The sequence below is a fragment of the Sporosarcina sp. P1 genome (genome assembly GCF_002743155.1).
Classification (GTDB): Bacteria; Bacillota; Bacilli; order Bacillales_A; family Planococcaceae; genus Sporosarcina; species Sporosarcina ureae_B.
Genome location: NZ_PDYS01000006.1, coordinates 130,969 through 157,218 on the forward strand (window position 1 = coordinate 130,969; position 26,250 = coordinate 157,218).

The 26,250-nt window shown below is 37.6% G+C and carries 23 protein-coding genes; 11 read left to right on the top strand and 12 right to left on the bottom strand.

Going from position 1 to position 26,250, the window contains the following annotated elements:
- Positions 1 to 204: 204 nt before the first annotated feature.
- Entirely contained in the window at positions 205 to 1,680 is a 1,476-nt protein-coding gene (locus CSV73_RS08570) for a helix-turn-helix domain-containing protein (protein WP_085131867.1), read from the bottom strand.
- A gap of 329 nt (positions 1,681 to 2,009) precedes the next feature.
- The gene (locus CSV73_RS08575; protein ID WP_233202859.1) at positions 2,010 to 2,723 is read right to left on the bottom strand and encodes a toast rack family protein; all 714 of its coding nucleotides are present in this window, start codon (positions 2,721 to 2,723) and stop codon (positions 2,010 to 2,012) included.
- Positions 2,724 to 3,219: 496 nt separating this feature from the next.
- Here CSV73_RS08575 and CSV73_RS08580 point away from each other — a divergent pair, with 496 nt between their 5' ends.
- From CSV73_RS08580 to CSV73_RS08625, 10 genes are all read left to right on the top strand, one after another.
- Positions 3,220 to 3,855, top strand: coding sequence for a 2OG-Fe(II) oxygenase (locus CSV73_RS08580; RefSeq protein ID WP_085131868.1), 636 nt, complete (start codon positions 3,220 to 3,222; stop codon positions 3,853 to 3,855).
- A 315-nt stretch (positions 3,856 to 4,170) separates the two neighbouring features.
- Positions 4,171 to 5,823 (top strand): glycerol-3-phosphate dehydrogenase/oxidase, encoded by a 1,653-nt coding sequence (locus CSV73_RS08585; protein ID WP_099627203.1) that lies wholly within the window; start codon positions 4,171 to 4,173, stop codon positions 5,821 to 5,823.
- 44 nt (positions 5,824 to 5,867) lie between these two features.
- Complete coding sequence (locus CSV73_RS08590; protein ID WP_085131870.1) at positions 5,868 to 6,422, top strand: glycerol-3-phosphate responsive antiterminator; 555 nt, start codon at positions 5,868 to 5,870, stop codon at positions 6,420 to 6,422.
- 189 nt (positions 6,423 to 6,611) lie between these two features.
- The gene (locus CSV73_RS08595) at positions 6,612 to 7,451 is read left to right on the top strand and encodes an MIP/aquaporin family protein (protein WP_099627204.1); all 840 of its coding nucleotides are present in this window, start codon (positions 6,612 to 6,614) and stop codon (positions 7,449 to 7,451) included.
- A gap of 29 nt (positions 7,452 to 7,480) precedes the next feature.
- Positions 7,481 to 8,974 (top strand): glycerol kinase GlpK, encoded by a 1,494-nt coding sequence (gene glpK / locus CSV73_RS08600; RefSeq protein WP_099627205.1) that lies wholly within the window; start codon positions 7,481 to 7,483, stop codon positions 8,972 to 8,974.
- 1,128 nt (positions 8,975 to 10,102) lie between these two features.
- Positions 10,103 to 10,369: a hypothetical protein gene (locus tag CSV73_RS08610; RefSeq protein WP_099627207.1), complete on the top strand. Its 267-nt coding sequence runs from the start codon at positions 10,103 to 10,105 to the stop codon at positions 10,367 to 10,369.
- Complete coding sequence (locus CSV73_RS16465; protein WP_158232314.1) at positions 10,366 to 10,542, top strand: hypothetical protein; 177 nt, start codon at positions 10,366 to 10,368, stop codon at positions 10,540 to 10,542. Before CSV73_RS08610 ends, CSV73_RS16465 begins: the two co-directional genes overlap by 4 nt.
- Complete coding sequence (locus CSV73_RS08615; protein WP_099627208.1) at positions 10,535 to 12,442, top strand: pLS20_p028 family conjugation system transmembrane protein; 1,908 nt, start codon at positions 10,535 to 10,537, stop codon at positions 12,440 to 12,442. The genes CSV73_RS16465 and CSV73_RS08615 overlap by 8 nt, the downstream gene beginning before the upstream one ends.
- Positions 12,439 to 12,726, top strand: a complete 288-nt coding sequence (locus CSV73_RS08620; RefSeq protein ID WP_099627209.1) for a hypothetical protein — start codon at positions 12,439 to 12,441, stop codon at positions 12,724 to 12,726. Before CSV73_RS08615 ends, CSV73_RS08620 begins: the two co-directional genes overlap by 4 nt.
- Positions 12,727 to 12,755: 29 nt before the next feature.
- Positions 12,756 to 13,052 (top strand): hypothetical protein, encoded by a 297-nt coding sequence (locus CSV73_RS08625; protein WP_099627210.1) that lies wholly within the window; start codon positions 12,756 to 12,758, stop codon positions 13,050 to 13,052.
- 526 nt (positions 13,053 to 13,578) lie between these two features.
- On the opposite strand, the gene CSV73_RS08630 is transcribed toward CSV73_RS08625, so the two are convergent.
- The 10 genes from CSV73_RS08630 to groES form a co-directional block, all read right to left on the bottom strand.
- Positions 13,579 to 16,356, bottom strand: coding sequence for a TrlF family AAA-like ATPase (locus CSV73_RS08630; RefSeq protein ID WP_099627211.1), 2,778 nt, complete (start codon positions 16,354 to 16,356; stop codon positions 13,579 to 13,581).
- A gap of 290 nt (positions 16,357 to 16,646) precedes the next feature.
- Positions 16,647 to 17,456 carry a hypothetical protein gene (locus CSV73_RS08635; protein WP_099627212.1) on the bottom strand — a complete coding sequence of 270 codons (810 nt, stop codon included), beginning with the start codon at positions 17,454 to 17,456 and terminating at the stop codon, positions 16,647 to 16,649.
- A 135-nt stretch (positions 17,457 to 17,591) separates the two neighbouring features.
- Complete coding sequence (locus CSV73_RS08640) at positions 17,592 to 19,451, bottom strand: AAA family ATPase (RefSeq protein ID WP_099627213.1); 1,860 nt, start codon at positions 19,449 to 19,451, stop codon at positions 17,592 to 17,594.
- Entirely contained in the window at positions 19,448 to 19,960 is a 513-nt protein-coding gene (locus CSV73_RS08645) for an ABC-three component system middle component 2 (protein ID WP_099627214.1), read from the bottom strand. The genes CSV73_RS08640 and CSV73_RS08645 overlap by 4 nt, the downstream gene beginning before the upstream one ends.
- Complete coding sequence (locus CSV73_RS08650) at positions 19,953 to 21,065, bottom strand: ABC-three component system protein (RefSeq protein ID WP_099627215.1); 1,113 nt, start codon at positions 21,063 to 21,065, stop codon at positions 19,953 to 19,955. The genes CSV73_RS08645 and CSV73_RS08650 overlap by 8 nt, the downstream gene beginning before the upstream one ends.
- Before the next feature lie 424 nt (positions 21,066 to 21,489).
- The gene (locus CSV73_RS08655; RefSeq protein WP_143560936.1) at positions 21,490 to 21,975 is read right to left on the bottom strand and encodes a hypothetical protein; all 486 of its coding nucleotides are present in this window, start codon (positions 21,973 to 21,975) and stop codon (positions 21,490 to 21,492) included.
- On the bottom strand, positions 21,965 to 22,309 hold the full coding sequence (locus CSV73_RS08660) for a hypothetical protein (protein WP_143560937.1): 345 nt from the start codon (positions 22,307 to 22,309) through the stop codon (positions 21,965 to 21,967). The genes CSV73_RS08655 and CSV73_RS08660 overlap by 11 nt, the downstream gene beginning before the upstream one ends.
- Positions 22,282 to 22,716, bottom strand: coding sequence for a DUF927 domain-containing protein (locus CSV73_RS16945; RefSeq protein WP_099627218.1), 435 nt, complete (start codon positions 22,714 to 22,716; stop codon positions 22,282 to 22,284). Before CSV73_RS16945 ends, CSV73_RS08660 begins: the two co-directional genes overlap by 28 nt.
- Before the next feature lie 181 nt (positions 22,717 to 22,897).
- Complete coding sequence (gene groL, locus CSV73_RS08670; RefSeq protein WP_085131886.1) at positions 22,898 to 24,535, bottom strand: chaperonin GroEL; 1,638 nt, start codon at positions 24,533 to 24,535, stop codon at positions 22,898 to 22,900.
- A gap of 57 nt (positions 24,536 to 24,592) precedes the next feature.
- On the bottom strand, positions 24,593 to 24,877 hold the full coding sequence (gene groES / locus CSV73_RS08675; RefSeq protein WP_085131887.1) for a co-chaperone GroES: 285 nt from the start codon (positions 24,875 to 24,877) through the stop codon (positions 24,593 to 24,595).
- A gap of 195 nt (positions 24,878 to 25,072) precedes the next feature.
- Here groES and CSV73_RS08680 point away from each other — a divergent pair, with 195 nt between their 5' ends.
- Positions 25,073 to 25,804, top strand: a complete 732-nt coding sequence (locus CSV73_RS08680; RefSeq protein ID WP_158232316.1) for a CPBP family intramembrane glutamic endopeptidase — start codon at positions 25,073 to 25,075, stop codon at positions 25,802 to 25,804.
- The last annotated feature ends 446 nt before the right edge of the window (positions 25,805 to 26,250 follow it).

Here is a 26,250-nt window from a genome sequence, read left to right on the forward strand (position 1 = left end):
TAAACAACCTCCTTTTTTTCTATACTTTTAGTATACATAAAAGATTCTGTTTATTATTTACTAATTATTGATAATTTTATAATCTGTGCACTATTTCAATTTTTATCGTCTTCAAATTTTATAATATATTTCATTTTATCTTTATATATCAATTAATATGTCGAATCTTGACTAAAAAAAGAACCATACATATGTACAGTTCTTTCATACATTCGATTGAAAAGAAGAAGGAGTCCTGCCTTCAAGTTGTTTAAATTTCATAGTGAAATAGCTTTGGTTGGAGTAACCTGTCAATCCCGATATTTCTTCCAACGACAAATTCGTTTCCTTCAATAAACGTTTGGCTTCGCGAACCCTTACCTGATGTAGTGCGTCTCTAAAAAACTGTCCGGATTCAGCGGAGAATCGCCGGCTGAGAGTACTTTTATTCAGCCTAAGTGTATCCGCACAATCCGATAAATTCCACTGCGAGTTCCAATAATTCGATTCCATCAACGTCTTTACTCTTTCTACAAGGGAACGTTCTTCTGTTTGCAAGTGCACATCTCCATCTCCATATGAAAGAAGCCTAGTAATAAAGGCAAGCAACTCCTGCACGATCTCATGTATAACAGGTTTCTTGATAATCTGTTGAAATACTGCATGATAACAATCTTCCCACTCCATCGTTTGAATATTATATGACTTCATATATCGGCGTACTTGTGCCAGTACACTAGTCAGGCGGATGCGAACCATTTCAGGGTCGGGATAGGGTTCTCCATACGTGAAGAACTCTTGCTCCAGCCATTTCCGTATTTCTTTTGCGTCCCGTTTTTCAAGCATTTCAATCCATTGCCTTTGCTCCAATGGCGTAAGGAACGGATCCAGATCAGACCAGTCTGTATATTGACTATTTGATAGAATGATATCATAACCATCAAAGAATACTTTTTCTTTTAATTGCTTTGTCTGTGCATACGTTTCTTTTAGCGTTTGAAACGACGGTGGGTCATTGATGACAATTGCAAGTGACTCTCCCTTGTCACCTTTCCACCAAGCAAGAAATGCATGGTACTCTTCATGGAACAACTTCTTTTCTCCCTCATACTGCACACATAACACACAATCCGCCAGCGCAAATAATTGTTGTTCCACTGTGAATGGAAATTGATGCAACTCATCGTATAAACGCGGTAAGCTATTTAAATCAGGTGTTGATATGGCAATCATCGTAATTGGTTGGGTTGTCATCCTGTCCGTTAGAAAAAGATCCGAGTAGTCAATCATCATGGACTGATCTTCATTATAGAGGTCATTACTATAACGATGTCTTTCACTTCTTACCAGATAGCGAATTTGTTGAATATGTTTCACTAAGTCATCCGGTGAAAAGGGACGGAATAAGACATCTTCCGCTCGATAACGAAGTCCACGGTAAGCGGTTTGAAAAATGCGCTCCGATGAAATACCCAACCAGCGCACATGACTTTTTCTAAGCAACTCCCCAAAACTATCATCTTGTTGCACCCATGTGTCCATATCCAATAAAAGCAAATCAGGAAACTCGTCTATACCCTCTTTCACAAACTCTTCGATGGAATCCCATCTGTATAGTTCCATTCCGGTCATTTGAGATTCAACAAGCCAACGAATTCCTTCTGCTTCTAAATGATCCTTAGCCACTAAATGAATCTTCACTGCCTGTCCCTCCTTTTATTATTGCCACAGTTCCGGCTCTGTTTTTCTCCAACCTCTATACACTCACAAAAATAGTCTGGTACGAAAGAACAGTTGACGTTTGCGAAGTTTGCTCCATTCAAAGTGATCTAGGAGGAAAACATAAGACATAGAAACACCATAGCCTATACAGCTGCTATGGTGTTTCTTGTTATTACAGCTTTTCGTTTTATGTGTTTCTAATACTTGAAAAGCGTAGTGCAAGTGCTAGGATCATTACAAAATACTAACTTTTTCACGATACATAATCTTACATTATTTTTACTCGATCACACTTCGGAGAAAGGCATCTATTCTACAAGCAAGAATTCAACTCCGCCAACACCCACATCAACTTTGAGATGAATAGTAGTATCCGTTTTCCCGTATGCTTCATTTACATAGACACCTTTGCCCTTAGAAATGAAACCTTTTGTCCCTACGCTTCCAATTCCCTTGGAAACAGACAATTTAACTCCTGTCTCTTGAGGTAAACGAATTTTCGCATCGCCCACCCCAAGTTCAAATTCAGCATCAAAGCTTTCCTGCCAATCACCAGACAAATTGATTGTCGTGTCACCTACTCCTGCATCGACTGACAACTGACTGAGTTGAATTCCAGACAAGTTCAGTTCTGCATCGGAGACACCCATTTCGACATCAAGATTAACGGGGATTTCATTAGTCAGTTGAACGTTCCAGTTGTTTCTTTTATTGCCCAATGCAGAAAGTCCTTTCATGTTCTGCTCTATCTCAACATAACCAATTTCTCTTTTATTTTTATACATAACGGATGGGAGCCACTTCTTTACGTTAGTATCGATGTCACCGTCCACCCAGTTCGTTGCACCGCCTTCAATCAAAAGGTCGCCCGCACCAAAATCGATATCGATTTCCAGTGATTTCGCGTCGTCCTTTTCAATGGCCAATGCTCCGGAGACTCGGTCTGTTTTCATCCAGCCATACACCCAAAAACCTACCATCCCCAACAATATTACACCTATTACTATCAGTATTTTCCGCATATTCACACCCCTTTACTATATCATAAGCGAAACGCACTTAAATGGAGTCCATCAAATGACTGAACTATATGTAAGACTAAGGACTGAGCGGTTCAATATATGAAGACCCTTCACGGCTTATACCATTTTATAAAAATAAAGCTCGCTATCGTCCTTATCTGGCCGATTGGAATCAGTATGGAAGTAGAGAAGTTCAAACACCATGCTGTTAGACTACTATAGCTAAAATTTCTTTTAATTAATACTTCATTCGCAAATCTCCTACCTATTCAGGTATTTTGGCAAAAGAAAGTAGATTGTAAAAAACAGTTATATATCACTACCTTTTTGACTATATTCAGAATATACGTCAGTTAATTCGACATGCTAAAATATAGTGAATCCAATTCCAAAGAGGATGTGTGAAACTCAAGAGAAGTCCGATATTGGCTGTATACTCATCACGTTACACTGTATTTGATTTATAGAAATCAAACTAGTAAAGAGGTGTTCGAAGTTGATAACAGAAAATAGAGAACAAACGATATTTAATCATATAGGAAAGAGAATTGTAACGGACCGTGACATCGAAATTATTGCAAAAGTGGAGGATCCATTAGTCGTCGTCTTAGGCAATATGTTGAGTGACGAAGAATGTGACGAACTGATCAGGCTGTCGACTGACAAGTTAAAACGATCCAAAATCGGCATGGTTCATGCGGAAAACGAAATTAGAACAAGTAGCAGTATGTTTATTGAAGAACAGGACAACCAGATGGTTATGAGAATCGAAAAACGGATTGAAGCGGTTATGAACATCCCTATCGAACACGGCGAAAGACTACAGATTCTTCACTATCTGCCAGGTCAGCAATATAAAGCACATCATGATTTCTTCTCGGCAACGAGCAATGTCTCCAACAATCGAATCAGCACACTTGTCATGTACTTGAACGATGTTGAACAAGGTGGCGAAACGTTTTTCCCTCATCTGAAACTGTCCGTCACACCAAAAAAAGGAATGGCCATTTATTTCGAGTACTTTTATAACGATCCCCTGTTGAACGACTTGACGCTGCATGGCGGAGCACCGGTGGAAATCGGAGAGAAATATGTAGCAACGCAGTGGATGAGGAAGCAAAGAGTACGATGAGAGACTTGGAGCAACACTACCGGCCAGTGCCCATGCGATGAAATTTCACCACCATCTCCATTAAAAGGCACTATGTGTTAGCTATTCGGGCTAGTTTAGCTTAATAACGCCATCATGTATGCACATTAAATACTCATTTTTCATTTATTTTAGACTCGGAATTTAATGAGTTGAATTTCATGACAGCTGTGTTATTATAGGAATTAAGTTAATAGTCCGGGTTTGAGTTACTGAGAAGACCTCAAGAAGTGATTGCGATAAAAAGCAATCACTATCTTGGGGTCTTTTTGTTCTCTTATCCACTATAAAAGGGAGATGAAGGAATTGACAACATTTTCATCAATGGATCGACATAAGATTGCGAACACGTTACGTACCGAAAACTTTGACGTTTTAATTATAGGTGGTGGAATTACCGGTGCTGGTATCGCATTGGATGCTGCAGCAAGAGGGATGAAAACTGCACTTATTGAAATGCAGGATTTTGCTTCAGGCACATCTAGTCGTTCAACAAAACTAGTACATGGTGGTTTACGTTATTTGAAGCAATTTGAAATAAAAGAAGTGGCCCAATTGGGCAAAGAACGCGCGATTGTCTACGAAAATGGTCCACATGTTACAACACCTGAATGGATGCTACTACCGTTTCATAAAGGAGGTACATTCGGTCCTACATCTACGGCGCTTGGATTAAAAGTATACGACTTTCTAGCTGGTGTTAAGCGCAGTGAACGAAGAAAAATGCTGAATCTTGAACAAACTATCCAACGAGCGCCACTTATTAAAAGAGAAGGTCTCCAAGGTAGTGGTTATTATGTAGAATATCGCACGGACGATGCTCGCCTCACGATTGAAGTGGCTAAATCTGCTGCTGAAAAAGGTGCAACTTTATTAAATTATGCAAAAGCAGAAGGTTTCATCTACAATGATACTAACCAAATAGCAGGCGTCCAAGTTCGCGACATGATCACAAACGAAATGATGACCGTTCAAGCGACAAAAGTCATCAACGCAGCAGGTCCGTGGGTAGATGAAGTAAAAGAGTTCGATGGCCACTCAAACGGTAAGAACTTAATATTGTCTAAAGGAATTCATCTTGTATTCGATCAAAGCGTATTTCCTCTACACCAAGCAATCTATTTCGATACCCCTGATCAACGTATGATTTTTGCAGTACCACGTGATGGTAAGGCATATGTCGGAACAACGGATACATTCTTTGATGGTGATCCGAAAGAGATGCAAATTACAGAAGAAGATCGCACATATATTTTAGATGCCATTCATTATATGTTCCCCGATGTCTCTGTGAGTGAAAAAGATGTTGAATCCAGTTGGGCAGGCGTTCGACCACTGATTCATGAAGACGGTAAAAACCCTTCTGAGATTTCCAGAAAGGATGAAGTCTGGGAATCTGAACGTGGACTGATCACCATTGCGGGGGGTAAACTAACAGGATACCGCAAAATGGCGGAAACTGTAGTGAATAAGATCTCCGACTTGCTTCAACAAGAAAAAGGATTACACTTCAAACGATCTAACACGAAGAACATGCCCATCTCAGGTGGCGATGTTGGAGGCTCTGCTCATTACTCTCGTTACTTCAACCAAGCTGTCAACCGTGGCATGTTGCTCGGTTTCACAGAACAAGAAAGCCGACATTTGGCTGCACTTTATGGCTCAAACGTAGACAAAGTATTAACAATTCCTTATGATGAATCCGAATCGATGCCACGTATTCTCTATGTTAAATTACGCTATGCGATTGAACATGAGATGACTGCGAAACCGACTGACTTCTTCATTCGACGCACGGGTGATTTGTTCTTTAATATTAAAAATGTACAGGATGCAAAAGAAGACGTACTAGTTAAAATGGGCCAACTGTTGAACTGGTCTGCAGATGAACAACAACGCTATCAGTTAGAATTGGAAGACGAGTTACGAAAGTCAACATCTGTTGTGTAAATACTATAATATAAACGTATATCTATAGACGGAGGTTACTTCATATGTCTTTTCATAACCAAAAAGTGTTACCAGCTGCACGTACACTAAAACAATTTGAAAAACTCTTAGAAAGTACTTTTGAATATATCGTTCTATTAGAAGTACACATCAGCAATTTAAAAACCGTAAAACAAGAAGCAGACAAGCGAGGCAAGAAACTAATTATTCATGCCGACTTAGTGCAGGGCCTAAAAACGGATAACTTTGCAGCCGACTTTTTATGTAATGATGTTCGTCCAGCAGGTATTATTTCCACTCGATCCAATATGATTTTGAAAGCAAAGTCTAAAAATATTATCGCTATTCAGCGTATGTTTCTACTCGATACAATCGCATTAGAAAAAAGCTATTCTCTAATTGATCAAACTGCCCCAGACTTCATTGAAATGCTACCGGGTGTCATTCCGGAACTCATCGAAGAAGTGTATGAGCGCACAGGTATTCCCATTATTAACGGTGGACTCATTCGTACAAAACAACATATTGAGGACGCACTAGCAGCAGGTGCTGTAGCCGTGACAACATCCGATAACCAATTATGGGAACACTTTATTTAAATAGAGAACTTTTGCGTCATTGTTGACAGAATAAACTTGCCACTCTATACTTGGAAACAAGTTAATGTAAGTGGTTGAGTTTAGGAGTCCACAATTAAGTTCTTGCACATAGCAAGATTTAATTGGGGACTTTTTTTGCGTCGTATATGCTCAACTACCAGACTTAAATTTGGGTAGGAGGAGATATAGATGACACCCTTTACAGGTGAATTGATCGGAACCATGATATTAATACTATTTGGTGGTGGCGTAGTAGCTGGTGTAGCACTAAACAAGTCCAAAGCAAAAAGTGGAGGATGGATTGTTATTACTGTAGGATGGGGTCTTGCGGTTACACTTGGTGTGTACGCAGTGGGCCAAGCTAGTGGTGCTCATTTAAACCCTGCAGTCACAATCGGTTTCGCAACTATTGGTAATTTTCCTTGGTCGGATGTCCCTATGTATCTTTTAGCGCAGATGATTGGCGCGATCCTAGGTGCAGTAATAGTGTACTTCCACTACTTACCTCATTGGAAAGAAACAGAAGATCCAACTGCTAAACGTGATGTATTTGCTACTACACCTGCCATTTACAATCCACTGTCAAACGTAACGAGTGAAATAATCGGAACGTTCATTTTAGTACTTGGTTTACTATCTATTGGTGCCAATGAATTTACTGAAGGCCTCAACCCGTTAATCGTTGGCGCGTTGATCATCGCAATTGGCTTGTCACTAGGTGGAACAACTGGCTACGCGATCAACCCTGCACGTGATCTCGGACCGCGGATTGCCCATAGTTTCTTGCCTATTCCTGGTAAAGGTCCATCCGGATGGAAGTATGCATGGATTCCAGTAGTAGGTCCAATAGTTGGCGGTACATTCGGTGCCCTATTCTATAAACAATTTTTCCTTAATGAAAACAGCATAACATTTTGGATTGTCGGCGCATTTGTACTCGCGATTCTTCTTGCCGCTCAGTTTTCAATCCGTAAAGAAGTCGCACAATCAAATCTTCAAATACAAACAGCAAAAACAACGAATGACTAACCTACTCATACATACAGGAGGAAAAAATCATGACTAAAAAATATATTATGGCATTAGATCAAGGTACAACAAGTTCAAGAGCAATCCTATTCGATAAAAAAGGAAAGATTTTTCACACTGCACAACAAGAGTTCACTCAATATTTCCCGCAATCCGGTTGGGTCGAACACAATGCCGATGAAATTTGGAGCTCCATTTTATCAGTCATTGCCGGGGTATTGTCTGAAAAGAATATATCAGCTGAACAAATTGAAGGTATTGGAATCACGAATCAACGTGAAACAACAGTTGTTTGGGATAAGCACACAGGTAATCCTATTTATCATGCAATTGTATGGCAATCCCGCCAAACTGCGGATATTTGCGAAAGTCTCAAAGAAAGCGGTTACAATGACCTATTCAGAGACAAGACTGGACTATTGATTGACGCATATTTCTCCGGAACAAAAGTAAAATGGATTTTAGATCATGTGGAAGGCGCACGTGAAAAAGCAGAAAATGGAGATTTGCTGTTTGGAACAATTGACACATGGATTATTTGGAAGTTATCTGGAGGCGCTGCACACGTAACAGATTACTCCAATGCTTCGCGTACGTTAATGTACAATATACACGAACTACAATGGGACGAAGAGTTATTATCTATCCTAGGAGTTCCAGCGTCTATGTTGCCTAAGGTATGCCCTTCTTCAGAAATCTATACGTATGCAGATCCAGAACAATTTTTTGGTCACGCGGTTCCTATCGCAGGTATTGCAGGTGATCAACAAGCTGCACTATTCGGTCAAGCGTGTTTCGAATCTGGCATGGTGAAAAACACATATGGGACAGGTTGCTTCATGCTGATGAATACAGGAGAAAAAGCCGTGAGATCCAATAATGGACTTTTAACGACCATCGCGTGGGGAATTGATGGCAAGGTAGAATATGCGCTTGAAGGAAGTATATTTATCGCAGGCTCGGCAATCCAGTGGTTGCGCGATGGTTTACGCATGTTCCGCAACTCTTCCGAAAGTGAGCAATACGCAAAACGAGTCTCCTCTACAGATGGAGTCTATGTCGTACCAGCTTTTGTCGGTCTCGGTACCCCCTACTGGGATAGTGATGTGCGTGGAGCCGTATTCGGTTTAACACGTGGAACGACGAAAGAGCATTTTGTACGGGCTACGCTAGAGGCTCTTGCGTACCAAACGAAAGACGTCGTTGATGCAATGGAATCGGATTCAGGTATCTCCCTAAAAACGTTACGGGTAGATGGCGGAGCAGTCAAGAACAACTTCCTTATGCAGTTCCAATCCGATTTACTAAATGTACCGGTTGAACGACCAACGATTAATGAAACAACAGCGCTCGGTGCTGCATACTTGGCTGGACTTGCTGTAGGCTTCTGGAAAGATCGTTCAGAAATTGCAGCACAATGGGCGATAGATCGACCGTTCCAACCAAATATGGAGGATTCTGAACGTGAAAAACTCTACAGCGGCTGGCAAAAAGCTGTGAAAGCGGCCACTGTATTTAAGTAATACTTTAAAAGGTACCTGAGGTCGAAGCAAACGTGAATGTGTAAACATTTACGTTCGTTTCACCGAGGTACCTTTATCTATACTTGGACACTTGAAACTCCAATCCCACTACTGTCTTCAAGTATGGCTACTCATCAATAAACTCCTCTTATTTCATCAGAATATTTTATCCATTCGCAGAAATAATTATGGAAGATAGGAAAAAGGAACTGAAAATTCCCGAAAAACATCTTTGTATTACCTTGAAAAAAGCAGGCATGTCGTATCGTATGCCTGCTTCCTTTTATATGGATGATGGTTGAAGGTGCTCATCATCATTCTTTCTATACTTCAACTAAATAGGTTTCGTCGTTACCTGTCCCAATATCTATGACATTCAGATTATCTAGTAGTGAATAGTCCGCATATAAATTAGCAAAAGAGGTTTTACCTATTGATACATAATTCTTGACGATCTGACAACCTCTAATTGGATGGTCTTCGAAATGGCTTTATATGATACAATCATAATGTAGAGAACGAAGAAATTCATTTCTGAAAAGGAGGACGGCATGAACCTAGCCCTTATTGCAACAATGATTATTGTTGTCATTGTTTTAGTGGTCGGACTAATTTTGACCCTATCCGTTGCTAATTCCAGTACTAATTTCAAGAATAAAAGTTACAGTAGTAAAAAAAGCTTCTCCAATTTACTGTGGATTTATGTTTTATCATTACCAGTGATTATTATATTGACTGTTACAGCTATATTTATATTTTACTAACAATTCGAAAGTGAAGTTGCGTAATATCTCTTAACTTCTCAGCGCATAGATACACTACCTTTATCTATAAGGTATCCAAGTTCTTGGATACTTACGTTCTACCCCATTTACAATATAAAACATTTACATTTCAGCAGACGCAAAAGCGCCAACTCCATAATAATGGAGTTGGCGCTTTTAAAATATATAGTGGGAAAACGACTTACATCATGCCGCCCATCTATGATAGCGTTTTTCACGCTTGAATGGGCTTGGCAGATGTTGATTTAACAACGCTTCGTTCGTTTTACAATCACATGAAATGCTATCAAAAGCAAAAAGAGGTTAGCAAAAAAGTTAGCATATCGTGTGAGGAGTGAAAAGAGTGAGGTTTATTAAATGGGCTTTTATTGTTTTTAGTATAATCCTGATTGTATCAGGTTGTAGCCATAACTACGGAGCACTAATTGCATCAACTGACGATGTACAACAATTAATTGATGACCAACAAACAGGCTTCGTCATCATCACAAATGAAACAGATGCGACTTTCCTTGATGAATTTCAAAAAGCGTTACTAGAAAAAAGGAAAGAGCCTTGCAATTCAACGTATTTCGTAATGATGGTGAAAATAAAAACACAGATGGATTGAGTAAAAACCCATTTCGCACTGAAATGCCACGCGTAAATGCAATCTACTATATTAAAGACGGAACTGTATATGATGAATTTAATTTAGAATTATATGAAGGCATTCGGCAACAGGATGAATTGGCTTACTTTATGAAGATGATGTCGAACTCTTCAGGTGACTCAAATGAGTAATGAAGAAATCGCTCGTAAACTTGAAGAATTCCAAGACTACCTTAGTATTTCGAGTATCTTCACAGATATTTTCAGATGGATTGCATGGGCGTTTGTACAAGGTCTGGCATGGATTGTTGACGCTCTCGAAAACTTGACTGATGACATATTATTGATCAAATCCTTTTACAATCACCCAGAGATTGTAGCTTTTGTCGATACAATCAAACCCATTCTGTATATCTTTTTAGCCTTTTCCCTTCTCTATACAGGATATTTGCTAATATTTCAAAAGAAGTTTAACCGTGAAGGAATCGCCATAAATCTTTTCATAGCCTGCATCATCATTTTGTCGCTAAACACTGGAATGGACAAGGCAAGTGAATTTACAGACGTTGCAATTGACGCTATAAAGGTCGAATCACTCTTCGCTAATGATGAATCAACTTTAAGTGGTTCGATTATTCAACGAAACGTAAATGACCTAACTGAAATTGATAAATGTAACTGGTCTACAACTGAACTAACCGTCCCAAACAGTACGCCACCTAGCAGAATTGCAAATATCAATGTCAGTGAAAAGTATGGAAAAGATACAGATGGCATTCCAAGTGAAGGGCAAGACATTTCAAAATACATGCTTTCGCTTAACAATGTCGGTGAATACCGCGCAGAAAAGTTTGATCAGTCGGGGCTAGAGTGGAACAACGAGTACTATTTCCGATACTCGATTAATTGGTTCACGATTTTCGTCACTCTAGGAATTATCGCCTTTACGCTCTTCTCGATTGCGTTAAAGCTTGCCAAGTTGTTTTTCGAACTGACATTCAACTATATTTTAGCACTGATTGTAGCACCTGCTGATATTCATGACGGACAGAAAACAAAGAAAATCATTCAAACCATCTTGAATACCTTCTTTGCAACCATCCTAATTTTTTTATCAATGAAAGTATACATGATTGGAACAGCCTATTTAGAAAGTACACTCTCCCCCCTCCCTTACCTGATAGCTCTAATTGCATTTTCTATAGCTGTTGTGGATGGACCGAATATCGTAGAACGACTATTCGGGATTGATGCAGGTCTTAAAAATGGTTGGGGAGTCCTTGCGGGTGCATATGCATGTGGAAAAATGGCTTCGGGGCTTGGTAAAGGACTAAGTAGTTTAATTAAAGATGGTTCTGCTGAATCAAAATTCCAACAACAAAAGTCTTCAAGATTAGGCAACGAAAAAGCTCCTTCACCAAATGGTAGCAAGGAAGATGGTGAAGAGGCTGATAATACTGCTAAAGCTAGTTCTGGTAGCATTGCAGGTATTCAAAATAGTAAAAGTATAGGTGATTCGAGTACTAAGCAATCTGGTGAATCGAATGCAACTGGCACAACAAATGAAATAGGAACGGCAAGTATATCCTCACAATTGGACAGCGAGCAAGGAGAAACACGTACACAAACAAAAGCACCTTCACCAAATGATGCTGAACGTGCAACACTTTCGCAACAAAGTCAAGGTGGTACTGGTGATATACCAACCATGGGTGGTCCGAACAGTGGTCAGAGGACGCAAGGCGTTCAAGAATCGAGTGTACAAAGGGATACTAATCTTACAAGTGTTTCTGATCAAGTGCAAGGCAATTCATCGGTTAGCAAAGTTAATTCTGGTGGCGCTTCTTCACCAAGCGCAGCAGGTCACTCAAACGAACCGCTAAGTGGTGTTACTTCTCCAACAACAAGAAGTTCAAACAGTGTGCAGAGGGCGCAAGGCATTCAACAATCGAGCGTTCGAACGGATACAGATATTACGAGCATTGCAGATCAATCACAAGGAAATACAACGGTTCGAATTACTCAATCGGGTAGTACGCGAGCTCATCTCAAACGAACTCATCAAGCCAATCTGGTAATACTCAGACTGTGAATGGTTCTCATAGTATTGAAAAAACCGAAAATATTCAGCAGTCAAGTGTGCAAGTAGATGCAGAAATAATTGCACAGACAGAAGTCATTTCAGGAGTGACTGCAATCAAGGAGGAATCCACTTCAGCACCTACTAAATTAAGACCCAGTACGTACAGCATTTCAAATAAGTCTGATATTGAAGTGGTCAAAAATCATGTCACTAGAAAAAAAGAAAACAGTAGTCCGTCTTCTTTTTCTAGTACTAAAGATCGTTTTTCAAACACAGCTAAACAAAGTATTTAGATCAAAAATATTAAAAGGAGTGTTCTACTTTGAAAAATGAATTAACGGAATTACCAAGTGTAACAGACCTCACTATTAAAAATGTGGACGTTAATTTAATTGATAAAATTGACCACGAACTCTTAGGTTCTGGTATTTCAAGAGACACATTTCTATCTATGCAACTAACAATAATCGTGAACCAATTACACATCACTCAACATGAAAAGCGACTATCTGATCGACTCGAATTGAACTCTCAATGTTTAAAAACTGTAATGAATGACAGCATTGAAACAACAAAAATGTTAGAGCGTATCCTGAGAGAAATAAAGAAGTTACAGTGAATATTTCTATATGCAAGTATGAATTAACGTCAAAATAAAAGTGTCACTCTAGCGTGCCTAAACGGCAAAAAAGTTGTCACGCTAGAGTGCCTAAAATGAAATATCATGTCCCCATGAAAACACTAGGCTCTGCCTAGTCCCACAAAGAATTTGGGGGCAGTTTTCCCTTATGCTCTTTCTCACTGTTTTCGCGACTTCCAGTAACTTTGTGTTCATTATTAGAATAAAACAGGCGATAAACATGGAATTAAAAATCAGAGTTATAGAACCGATTCTTGTAAGACAGATTGACAAAATGGATAAGATACGAAAACAATCATGCCAAGTACTTTTATGATTACAGATTGACCTACTTTCTTTAGCCTATAAGCAATGTCCTTATTCAGAAGACAGCCTACTAACATCAATAAAAAAGGTAAGAGAAAACTATGCTCATAAGAATCCATAGAGTTTCTAAAGTTTTACAGATCAATGAATCTTACACATTAAAAAAATTGAATGACATTATTAGAAAAGAAGTCATAATTTATGAGAAGTATTTTTCCTTCCTTTTTCTAAATGCCTCCTCAGAACCTTCCATGATATCCAATATCCCTTCTCTAACTGCCTCTCGATCTAACCCACCTTGTTGTCTAAGTACTCCACGCCCCATATCTGTTTTTAGTGCGTATATTAAGTCCGCATCTCCATTAACCGGTAAATTAGCATTATGGGATGATATAATAATTTGTCGATTATTCTTAATATTTCTAATTAACGGGACTAATTGATTGTAAATGAAGTCTGAATCTAATTCATCCTCTGGTTGATCAATAATAATAGGACTTGTACCATCTGCAAATAACAATGTAAGAATTGCAGTGTTTTTTTGCCCATCCGATAAACCGTTATCTAATAAAGACCCTGCCCTAGTCCCATCTTCTCTAAATAAAGTTACATCAATCTGATCGTTAACCCTTTTAAGCATTAATTCATCCCATTCGTGCTCTGTATTCAATAATTCTTGCAACTGGTCAAAATACCCCTCTAATTTATCCAATAGATTTACTTCACTCTTTCCGAAGTGCATTAATACATCCCATGGAGTTCTAAATTCTGTACTTTTTTTAAACTGATCGAATATTATTTCACCGACTTCCGTCCAATTTCTCCCCAATCTTGTTGTCCTATTGATTTTTATGGAATTCCAGTGAAGAAAGAAATCATTAATATCATTCATACTCGTTATATCCACTGATATAAAAGGTTGATTATTTTGGGATAACTTTGGCACTGCATTACTATTCAATATAATATCTACTTTTTCTTTTCTAACTATCGTTTGTTTATCCCAAACTTCATAAAGGCTATTGAATAATTCTTTTAGTTTTTCTTCGCTTTCATATAATTCCAGGATTTCATCATCCAATTCATTTAACTTTAACTGTTTAATGTTCTTTTGGTCATTTACCCCCTCCAATATTTCCAACTCTTCTGGCTTCAAGCCCTCCCTCTCACAAGCAGATAAAAAGTCTGTATCTGCTCGTTCTAAGTCTGTTAAAACATTTGGATATGCTTCATTATCACTCGTTTCTTCAATTATAGTATCTGAGAACTCTTTTAATGCTAACCTAACTTTCGCAGCTAAGCCTTTTTTCGCTTCAAAAATACTTTCATCTAAATTATTAAAGAAGCCCTGATTGACCCAACTTTTATCCGTTAAATCCAACCTAACATGATGTTTCTCAACTATCTCCAAATGTGAATTCCATTCTTCCATAATTTGATTCTTATCTGTTTGGACTTGCTCCAAATATCGTCTTGCATCTTGTGCTTCTAATCTCTTATTATTTTCTTCTTTAACAGCAATAAATGAATCCCATTGTTTTTGTAACTCTATTATCTCTTGATTAATAATTCTTCTTTCTTTTAACTTTCTCGTAAGCTTATTTGATTCTTGTTGATATACACGTATTTCATCCATTAGACTTTCTTCTTCACTATTTAACGTCTTTATTGCTTCCCCTGATATTTGATCAATAATAGGGATTAAGTTTTCGGTTTTATTAGCTATGTTAGTTATCTGCCTTTGGCTATAAATCTGTATTCCTAGCCTTTTAAATATAGTGTCTTCATCTATTACCTCTTCATCTCGCATAACTTTACTTCTCTTGCTGTGAAAGTCGTACTCAAAAATATCTTGTCCATTCACACCTTCCCATGTCAATTGGAGTTTTGAATTTGAGTCTATCGTGTTTTTAATTCTATCAAAGTTTTCCAAACCTGAATCTGTATATTCGAAGTTTGTGCATAACCTTATATATTCGAGAATTGAGGATTTACCAGAGCCTCTACCGCCAATAATACAATTAAAATCAGGAGAAAAATGTATCTCTTTATCTTCAAGAAAAGCAACATTTTCAATTTTAAGAGATGTTATATGCCCAAAATTCTTGCTATTGTCCGGACATTCCTCCTGCAAGAGAATCCTAGAGTGATGATCCCTCATTGATTGTCTTAATCCCTCAATTGTGAAATCCGACATTCTTATCCAAGAATGTCTTTTCCCGATATATCCTTTATCACTTTCATTAAGACTATAGCAATCCGAGGACATTACTGTCGCAATAGGATGTTCTCTTCTCCAATCCGGATGACAATCATTACCGGATTTTAATAATCTTCTCCAACCTGCAGAAAGTGAATTTAATGGAAGTGGAATTTCTATTGCCAATAGCCTAGGATCTTTTAATATGTACTGCTGAAAATGTTCCGTTAAAAAGCGATCATTCAATATACCACTCTCTGACAATGGGTGCGCAGCAATTACAATACCGTTATGATGGGGGTCCTCTTGAACTATTCTTAACAATTCATCAAAAGTTTTATTGGAAGGTATAACCCTGTTTGATTCAACCCTCCTTGTAGAAGGGAGCCCTAAAGTGGTTACTATGTCATCTATGACTTGTAGAGGGGTGGAGGGATCAAATAGACATAAGAAATGAACGCCGATTCCTTGAGAAATCTCAATTTCAAAGCCTGGAAAAATAACTATTGGTTTTCTATCTAACTCACCTGCAATAATGCCATTTCTTTCTATTAGTTTTTGAAGATAGATTCTACCAATAAAATTATGATCGGTTATACCTATTATTTCAAGTTCCACTTCATGGCATCGTCTTAAATAATCATCGACTGATTTAATTACATCCTCTGCTGATGAATTACCATCTATATAACATGGATCATCTTTAAGCCAGTTTATACTATCACCCGGTGTTTGCATTTGAAGATCGCTTTTAAACCAATTCATTCCTTTATACAAAAGAATCTCCCTCTTTCATTTTAATATTAGTTTGATTTAGTATCTATGAGAGCTTCAGTGCAGAATGCCATTTATACACCCGAATAAACATACACTAAAAATCAGACACCCACGTAGATATCTGATTTCAATTTTATTATAGTGCATTTTCTAAGTAGTTCTGTGCACATATACCTGACACTTCAAATCCTATTTATTAATTAATATAGTCAACACTAGAAATTCGGCAAAAAAGGTAAAATAAACTCGCATTTCACTTTTTATAATTGATTATTACAGCCGAGTAAGTTCTATATTTCATATTTTTTGTTAAAGAGCTCTTGGTTAGGTGGAATGCTATTAAAGAAAATTTTCCCACTTGCTTCCTTTCCCACAATCATAATAGGTTCTCCTTGTTCATTCGTAGAAAATTGTATCCCTTTAATTTCTTCATCATTTTTAGGAATATAAATTTCCGCTTCTTTATAAGAAAGATATTTGTAAGACAATAGTTTAAAATCAATTTTACTTGCTTCTAAAAGTTCATCTACAATTCTATTAGCATCCGTATACACGACTCGAAAGTTATTGTCGTAGACTAAATATAATCGTTCAATACAAATTGATTTTTTGTTATGAACTAACGTAAAGTTACCTGTGAATGCAATAGTTATTTGGTATTGCTGAGTTTTAAAGTCTTTATAAAAATTCACGGCCGCTTGCTGTAATAGTCGGGGTTGAGTTTTATCAAAAGAATGAGCTTTAGTTAAATTGAGATCATTAGAAGCAAAAGACAAGTTTTTAATTTGACAATCAAAAGCCATATTATTGTGATGCTCCACTATATATTTTTTAATATAAGCTGCATCTAGTGCATCTTCACCGTACCATAACTTCATCACAATTTGATGTAAGCTTTTTCTTTCCCCAAAATGATTTGATCCAGTATAAATATATGTTTTTTCATCGTTTACAAACTTTTTTTCATCTACATACCAATTAACCTTTGAAAGTTCTTCCCATATCACAGGTGTATAATCTGTAAAACCCATTATTCCATATTCTTTATTAAGAAATTGAATTTGCTGGTCGCTATGACTTAATTGAAGTGGTACACCCATTCGGTTCTCTCCTTTAATTACTGTAAACTTTACACTTGTATGTATGCCTGTACAACATTGAATTCGAATTTCACACTGGCATTTTACGCTTACTAACTTATAAAGTCGTCCAATAATGACAGTTCAAATGTTTGATTATTGATCGTCATTCATTTCTCCACTTGTAATAAATCCATATCTTCCACTAATATCACTTTTCGTAAACTCGATTAAATTTATTTTGTTAATTTCCTTGGAAGGTTTTTTGTTTTCTAAAATTATGACCTGACTGCTTTGTGAATTTTCCGCTAAAAATCTAAAGAAGTTTTCTTGTACCTCATCTGATGACTTATCATCGTCACTATCTTCCTCTTTATAAGAAGTTACAGGAGAATCTAGTACTACAAAGCCTGGATGCGGCAAGTTTTTAGAGTTACAATACCTCATCACCCCTAAAACGAATGCACTGTATGAAATCGAACGATACCCCTTACCAAATAACTTTCTGGGTTTACCTGATATTACTATATCTTTATTCTTCTCATTGAATTCTACTTTATCATGTCCTTCATAGTTCCAACCCTTTAAATAATACTTAATATTAATACAAAGATCATTATAGTAAGCTGAGTAGTCAATAACATCTATATCCTCATTTTGAGATTCCGATTCCTCTCCAAGTAAACTTAGTAAACCTTTCTTCTGACTTAATATTGTGTTTAAAGTATTTTCCTTTTGTTGCGCCTCATCTATAGCTTTTTGTGTCTCAATTATGCTGAAGATTTCTGTTTCAATTCCCATAAACTTTGGCTCTAGCTCTTCATCTAGAACCCTACTTATTTCTCCATAATCATATTCTAATTTATTTAGAGTATCGTTATGCACGCCCACTTCTTCTTCCATCGTTTCAATAGTATTAGTAAGATCTTCTTGATAATGATGTATTTTATTCCATTCCATATTATAAGATTCTCTTTTTTGTTCCAATTCTAGATGAGAGCAAGCTGATTCTTCATTACTATTAATAGTTTGATTACAGGTTGGACATTTTTCAAAGTTTAACAAAGAAAAGTAGTACTCTCCTTCTAGTAAAAAAGTAATTCTTTTTTTATCCGTTTCATATTGAGTTCTTAGTAATTGAAACCTTTTCAGCAATTCATTCAAAGTAAGTACTTTTGTCTCATAACGTTGAATTTCATTCCACCTTTTCTTTCTTAAATTAGAAAGTTCATCAATTTCATTTTTAATCCCCAATTTAACTTTTGTTAATTCTTTAATACGCATCACAAGATCATCTTGTGATTCTAATATTTCGTTTGTTGATATATTCAATTCTAATTCACTAATAATTTTATCAATCATTTCAATTTGCGCTTCATACTTTGGTTTCTTAACAATATCAGTATGTTTTTTTACCTTTTCACTATCATCTTTGTTTGTTAAAATCAGATTAAAACCTGATTCCTTTGCGGTTTTAGTCTGATTACTGTCAGATTCCACTGGAGACCTTTTAGTTATTATTGTTATCTCATCAATTAAGATCCAATCATTGTAACTTCTGTAGGTGAATTTTTGCAAATCATTTTTTTGATTCTTTTTAACGAGTAAATCAGTTTCTTTAAATCCTGATAAACTCAATAAAAATTCAGAAAGACTCTTATTATTAACCCCATGTCTAGGGGAAAGTTCCTTGTATTTAGAGGTTATTGTTACATCAGATAATGCACAATTGTATTTCTTAATTCCTCCTCCAGCCAAAGATCTTTCAAATGTGTAAGTCCTTCCTTCAAAACTTTCTATTTCTAAATAAGCTGTCTCATAATCCTTAGCCTCTTCTATTTCATCAGGTGTATCTTTACCACCAAGCATAAAATTAATGCATTCAAATATATAAGACTTCCCTGTATTAGTTGGTCCAACAATAACATTTAGACCTTTTTCAAATTCCACTTCAGATTTAATTCCACTGCTTCCTGTTAAGCTTAATCTCTTTATAAAAAAACCTTTTTTATTCAATCAAACCCCCTCCTAATATAAGATTCATACATAAATTCCCCACCCCATTTTTCAATGTTACGATCCATAAATTGAGTTAATTCAAATTCTGTGAACTTACTGAAATAATCATCGACCCAGAAAACATTTTCTTTTATACTTTGGAAATAAGTAGATTCAAACAAATCTAGAAAGGGTACTGTTAATTTGGTAGCGGAATAACTAATACCATTTTCATCATATATAATATCCAACAAGCTTTTACTGTACATCAATTCCAAACCTTGTTGCACAATCTGTCTCTTTACAATTATTTCACCAGATCTGTGTGGTGTATCAGGATGTAATGACGGAGGACTATTCTTAGCACCTACATCTTTGGTATGAACAACTAAGTAGTCGTAGTAAATAATTCTTTGTAAATCCAATTTTTCCGACGAGCTAAAAGCAAGAATTATTAGTGTTCTCAAACCAACTTCAAATGGAGAGTTAAAGGTATTTGTAGAATCTTTAATTCCATAGTTAGTCATATTCTTCCACCACCCAGCATATTTCATCTTCATTGGCCAAGTGATGACATAAACCCGCTAAATCGTTACCTTTTATCGAACTATTCAAAGGATAACTAGGAGTATTAAGGCTTCTAGCCACTTTACATACTTCCTTCACTCGCTTAAAAGCGTCATCAAATTCTGATTCTACGGTATCAATAATTCCATCTAAAACCTCTTCTTTCAAATCATTAATGGCATTAAGACCCGGAGGAAGTGTGTCCCTTTCAAACATCATTAGCGAATCAGCAGAATAAAAACTTTTTCTTTGTCTATTAAAATGATTATAATATTCTGTATGATTTTTAAGTTTATTAATTTCATCAATGTTAGATTTATGATGATCTGAATATGCCTTGAGTAATTTCCTTATGTACAGCATTTCATTATCATTTATATTCATTGGTGGTTTTACTGGCTCAGGGCGAGTTTTTTGAATACCTCCGAATCGATAAAAGAAATATCTTGTCTCAGAATGCTGTTCAATTAATACCTGCGGATCAATATCATTAATAATAGAAAAGTCGAAATTCTCTACGTAAAAAAGTAATTCTCCAACTAATTCAATATTTTCTCCACTTATTATCTTAGATCGACAATTTTTATTCCATTTTAAAATCAATTGTTTCTTCAATTCCTCCGAATCGTCTATTAGTTCCGCTAGCTTAGTTGAAATGCCTTTGGGTGACACAAAATAATATTTCCTCGGTACCGAATATGCTCCTTTAAATGAATAGTAGCATAATTTCCCAAGCTCAATTAAGATGTCACTCGCTGATAAGGCTGAATTGTAATGCTTACATTGGTAATTATCCCAAATGACATTCTTTCTATCGTCATACGTTAAAAATGCAACTACATCTCTTCCCTTATCACCAGCTCCACCGGGTCGTCTAACCTTTATATATTTTTCTTTTAAATAACCACAAACCCACTCTCGAACAAAATCCTCGAAATCATCATGAGAAATAACTTGTAACCTTTTTATAGGTTCTATTGGTATTCCTAGTAACAAATCAGTGTTAGACAATTTACTTTTAACCTCTGGCTCAATAATTTCAACAAGCCCATCTTCTTGATTCATTTAGTGGGCTCCTTTCTTTAATTTGAACTAATCAAGTTTCATCTTTTAACTATCTTAATAAAACTTATTAGTAATATTTTTCTTTTTGACACGCAAATATACCTATTACTATACTACCAATTAATTTAAGTAAAGCAAAGAAATTACCGAATCCATTATGTAACCTTTAATCAAAAATAAATCGTATGTTTACAACTAAAAACTTGTAACTTTGTCATTTCAGCCGATAAACATTGTCATACCAACGAAAAAAGAGGATTACAAGTTGTCATTTAGCTTGTAATCCTCTTTCGTTTAATTTGTCATTTTTTCTAGCAACATATTTTTTGTCATTGGTTTTGTTATTCTCAAACCTTTGGTAATACTGGCTTCATCATTTATCAATTACATAATTACAAAAATACACTTTACAACCTACCATATTTTAAAAACGGTTTCTAGAAAAATTGAAGCCCTGTTCTTCTAAAAACTGTGGACTCAATTGCACGACACGGAACGATTGACCTTTATGAGTGATTGATAAATAATCTACTGCTTTGGCGTTATTCTTTTGCCGTACTGTAAACTGCTGATTTTTCCATGCTTCTCTTATTTGTTTCGCGTCTACTTGTAACTTGTTTTTCAAATAGTCAATCGTCAAGAAAAGCCCATTCGCATTTACGATGGCATGTATTCCATTTGTAGGCTCAAAATCGGCATAGATATGGCTACGATTTGCCTCTAGTTCTTCAAGTATATCGATTAGCACGTTTTTCGCTCGATCTACGTGACTGTTTTCAGAGCAAATCGTTAAAAATAATTCGGCAAATTCTTCTACTGGAATTTTCATACCTTCAGACCTAAATAAATCATTGAGTACTTCCGCTATAAAGACGACAAATGCAAAGTGTAAGGCAATTCTACGCATCACGTTGTTGTTTGTTGCTGACGATTGATAGTACCTTAGCGAGTTCGGCAAAACGCCCCTCAAAACGTTTACTATGCTGTGTCCATCGCTTAATAAACTCCAAGCCTATACTCCCGTAATACATCTCTACATTTTGATTTAAAGAAGTGAAATAATCGGCTTCTTTATTAATAAATTTAAAGTTGGTTATCGGAATAACTCGTGCCGCACTTCCTTGTGAATTCGTATATTCTAGGATGTTGTTTTCACCAGTCGTGATGAACACGGACTGCCAGTTACTCGTCCCTCTACTACCGTCTAAACTGCCCCTCATCTTGCCTGTACCCTTGCCAAACATATAGAACATCTGCTGTAACGCTTTTGGATCGTGCGCTGTATTCGTGTCATAAGGATTAAGGGGAATGCATTTAAAAATGCTGCCATACGCTCAATAGCTATTTTTGTTGTTAACATGGAACTTATATATTCACTCGGCTTCCCCCAAACACTTGCACATGCTTTTTGAACGCTTGTTTTACCACTCGATGATACGCCAGAAATATCTACAAGTATTGGCGTTAGATCATGCGGTTTGAAGAGCACAGATGCAAACGATGATATTACAGGAAATAACGCTTTTGGATTATCGTAAAGTGGTGCCATGACGTTTTCTATCCACCCTTGCACACTACCACTGCATTGTATAACATTTAATCGCTGTACCTCCCCTTCATCTGGAGGAACAATACAAAACTTCGATTCCAATAACGAATGAAATTTACGGACATCTTACACGATGACTAGAAAAAGGCCTCTCAACAATTCAGTGAATTGATGAAAGACCTTCATATTTAGAGTGATTTACTGGCGCTTATGACCAATAAAATGACCACGATATGATAAAACATGCTCTAACCCTTGATTTAACAAGGGTATAGAGTTTTTATCACATCATGCCGCCCATTCCACCCATACCGCCCATATCAGGCATTCCACCGCCGCCTGCTGGTTCTGGTAGGTCTGCGACAACAGCTTCAGTAGTCAAGAACATAGCGGCTACAGATGCTGCATTTTGTAGTGCGGAACGAGTTACTTTCGTTGGATCTACGATACCTGCTTCTACCATGTTTACCCATGTGCCTTCTGCTGCGTTAAAGCCAATGCCGACTTCTTCGCGCTTCAAGCGGTCTACTACGATAGAACCTTCAAGGCCCGCGTTCGTTGCGATTTGACGTACTGGTTCTTCAAGTGCACGAAGTACAATCTTAATACCAGTAGATACATCGCCTTCAGTATCTTCAAGTAATGCTTCTACTTGCTTGTAGACGTTAACTAGTGCAGTACCTCCACCAGATACAATTCCTTCTTCTACTGCTGCACGTGTGGAGTTCAATGCGTCTTCAATACGAAGTTTGCGCTCTTTCAACTCTGTTTCAGTTGCAGCTCCGACTTTGATAACCGCTACACCGCCAGCTAGTTTAGCTAGACGTTCTTGCAATTTCTCTTTGTCGAATTCAGAAGTTGTTTCTTCCAACTGTGAACGAATTTGGCCAACGCGTGATTCGATAGAACCTGCGTCACCGCTACCTTCTACAATTGTTGTATTGTCTTTTGTTACTACGATTTTCGCAGCTCGTCCTAATGAAGTAAGGTCAGCAGATTTCAGATCAAGTCCTAGATCTTCTGTGATCACTTGACCGCCAGTTAGGATAGCGATGTCTTCAAGCATAGCTTTACGGCGATCGCCGAAGCCTGGTGCTTTAACTGCTACTGCGTTGAATGTACCGCGAAGTTTATTGACAACTAGTGTAGCTAGAGCTTCACCTTCAACGTCTTCTGCGATAATCAACAATGGTTTACCTTGCTGAACAACTTGCTCAAGCACAGGAAGAATTTCTTGGATGTTGTTGATTTTCTTATCTGTAATCAAGACATATGGATTATCAAGTACTGCTTCCATTTTGTCTGTGTCTGTTGCCATATAAGCAGATGCGTAGCCACGGTCGAATTGCATACCTTCTACTACGTCAAGTTCTGTAATGAAGCCTTTAGATTCTTCGATTGTGATGACACCATCGTTACCTACGCGCTCCATCGCTTGTGAAATCAACTCGCCGACTTCTTCGTCTCCAGAAGAGATAGCCGCAACTTGTGCGATTTCTTGTCTGCTTTCAATTTCATCGGAAACGCTCTGAAGGCCTTCTACTGCTGCGATTACCGCTTTTTCGATACCTTTACGGATACCGACCGGGTTTGCGCCAGCTGTTACGTTTTTCAATCCTTCACGAATCATCGCTTGTGCAAGAACAGTTGCTGTTGTTGTTCCGTCACCTGCGATGTCATTCGTCTTAGATGCAACTTCAGCTACAAGCTTTGCGCCCATGTTTTCGAATGCATTTTCAAGCTCGATTTCTTTTGCGATCGTTACACCATCATTTGTGATAAGTGGTGAACCAAATTTGCGTTCAAGTACGACGTTACGACCTTTTGGTCCAAGTGTTACTTTTACAGCGTCTGCTAGTGTATCTACACCGCGGAGCATTGCGGAACGTGCATCTTCGTTAAATTTAAGTTCTTTAGCCATTGTATTTGATACCCTCCAGAGTTTTCTATTTTTCTACTACTTTAACTTTTAAATTAATTATCCAATAATTGCAAGAATGTCACTTTCACGAAGGATTAAGTATTCAGTACCTTCATACTTCACTTCAGTGCCTGCGTATTTTGAGAAGATGATGCGGTCGCCTTCAGTTACTTCTAGTTCGACGCGCTGTCCGTTCTCAAGAACACGGCCTGTACCAGCAGCAATAACTTTTCCTTCTTGTGGCTTTTCTTTCGCAGAGTCCGGTAGAACAATGCCGCTTGATGTTTTTTCTTCTGCTTCGATTAATTCGATAATGATACGGTCACCTAGTGGTTTCAACAAATGAAACAACCTCCTCGAGATAATGTGTAGTTTTTAATTTTCTTAGCACTCACTTATGTCGAGTGCTAACACAACTCTTATATTAAAGAATTTCACACATAATTGCAAGTAAAAGCGTTCGACATTTTCTTCTTTTGCAAAACGTCTTTTTTCGCGTTAAACTAGTCAACATGTATGAAAGAAAGGTTGTGCACCGTGAAAAACTGGGTTGTTGCTCTAATGATTTTCATGTCGTATGTGTTGCTGCAGATTGCCAGCATTTTTCTTGCCCCTGAATTAATTGTGTACTTTACCGGCAAAGGCTTGTCTAAAGTAGAAGCCGTTTCTCAAGGTTTCGCCTGGACGTTATTTATCACGCAAGGTGTCGCAGCACTCATAATCGCCGCGTTCTTGTTACGAAATAAAAAGTTCTTACCTGTATTTAAAGGAAAGCCTTCTGGATTCGGAAGCGTTCTTCTATGGGGAGTACTCGGTTTCTTCCTTGCCATGGCTGGACAGATTGTAGGCGCCGCGATTGAGTCCGTGTTCGGTGTGACCGCTGGTTCCGAGAACACAGAGTTATTGTCGAATATCTCAAAAACCGCTCCTATTATCATTTTTGCCATGGTGTTGTTTGCACCGTTCCTTGAAGAAGTTGTGTTCCGTCGGATTATCTTCGGTGGCTTGTACACAAAGACGAACTTCTGGGTCGCTGCGATTGTCAGCGCCCTCGTATTTGCAGCTGTGCACGGTGAGTTGCAACACTTGCTGATGTACTTAATGCCAGGTCTCGCGTTCGCCTTCGTCTATTACAAGACCAAGCGTCTGCTGACCCCGATGATTGCCCATTTCCTCATGAACAGTTTCGTCACTGTCGTGCAATGGAATGCGGATAAACTGCAACAATTACAAGATATGCAGCAGAGTATCGTATTATTCCTGCAATAGAAAAAATCTCCCCGTGAATGGGGAGATTTTTTTAATGTGGATATATATAAAGTTAAATTGGGCTTGGGGATTGGAGTTCCAGCAGGGGACGCTTTCCTGAGGGCGTGGCCCCTGCTTCCACTCCAATCCCTACAAGGAGATTATGATAACGTCATTATATAATTCGTGTAACTTCACTTTCACTTACTATAATTAGAAATGAAAACTAGTTGATCGTAAGTGGAAGGCGGCGACTCTGGGAGGATCAGCTCGACAGGTGAGACAACTAAAGGAACGAAGTGACTAGTTGGCTCACCGCGAGCCCTCCAGAACTGAACTGCACCCCAAAACTTGGACACATTCAAAGGAAAAGGATGTGGTTCAAGTGAGAAAAATTCATGTAGAAGATAAGATTCAAGCGGTTAAACGATACATTGAAGGTAATGAAAGTCTTCGTGAAATCGCTC

Bases quoted from the DNA above. Each gene is read 5' to 3' on its own strand.
- CSV73_RS08575 (WP_233202859.1), bottom strand. From the start codon at position 2,723: ATGCGGAAAATACTGATAGTAATAGGTGTAATATTGTTGGGGATGGTA.
- CSV73_RS08585 (WP_099627203.1), top strand. From the start codon at position 4,171: ATGAAGGAATTGACAACATTTTCATCAATGGATCGACATAAGATTGCG.
- CSV73_RS08590 (WP_085131870.1), top strand. From the start codon at position 5,868: ATGTCTTTTCATAACCAAAAAGTGTTACCAGCTGCACGTACACTAAAA.
- CSV73_RS08595 (WP_099627204.1), top strand. From the start codon at position 6,612: ATGACACCCTTTACAGGTGAATTGATCGGAACCATGATATTAATACTA.
- glpK (WP_099627205.1), top strand. From the start codon at position 7,481: ATGACTAAAAAATATATTATGGCATTAGATCAAGGTACAACAAGTTCA.
- CSV73_RS08615 (WP_099627208.1), top strand. From the start codon at position 10,535: ATGAGTAATGAAGAAATCGCTCGTAAACTTGAAGAATTCCAAGACTAC.
- CSV73_RS08635 (WP_099627212.1), bottom strand. From the start codon at position 17,456: ATGGGTGTACCACTTCAATTAAGTCATAGCGACCAGCAAATTCAATTT.
- CSV73_RS08645 (WP_099627214.1), bottom strand. From the start codon at position 19,960: ATGACTAACTATGGAATTAAAGATTCTACAAATACCTTTAACTCTCCA.
- CSV73_RS08650 (WP_099627215.1), bottom strand. From the start codon at position 21,065: ATGAATCAAGAAGATGGGCTTGTTGAAATTATTGAGCCAGAGGTTAAA.
- CSV73_RS08660 (WP_143560937.1), bottom strand. From the start codon at position 22,309: ATGTTTGGCAAGGGTACAGGCAAGATGAGGGGCAGTTTAGACGGTAGT.
- groL (WP_085131886.1), bottom strand. From the start codon at position 24,535: ATGGCTAAAGAACTTAAATTTAACGAAGATGCACGTTCCGCAATGCTC.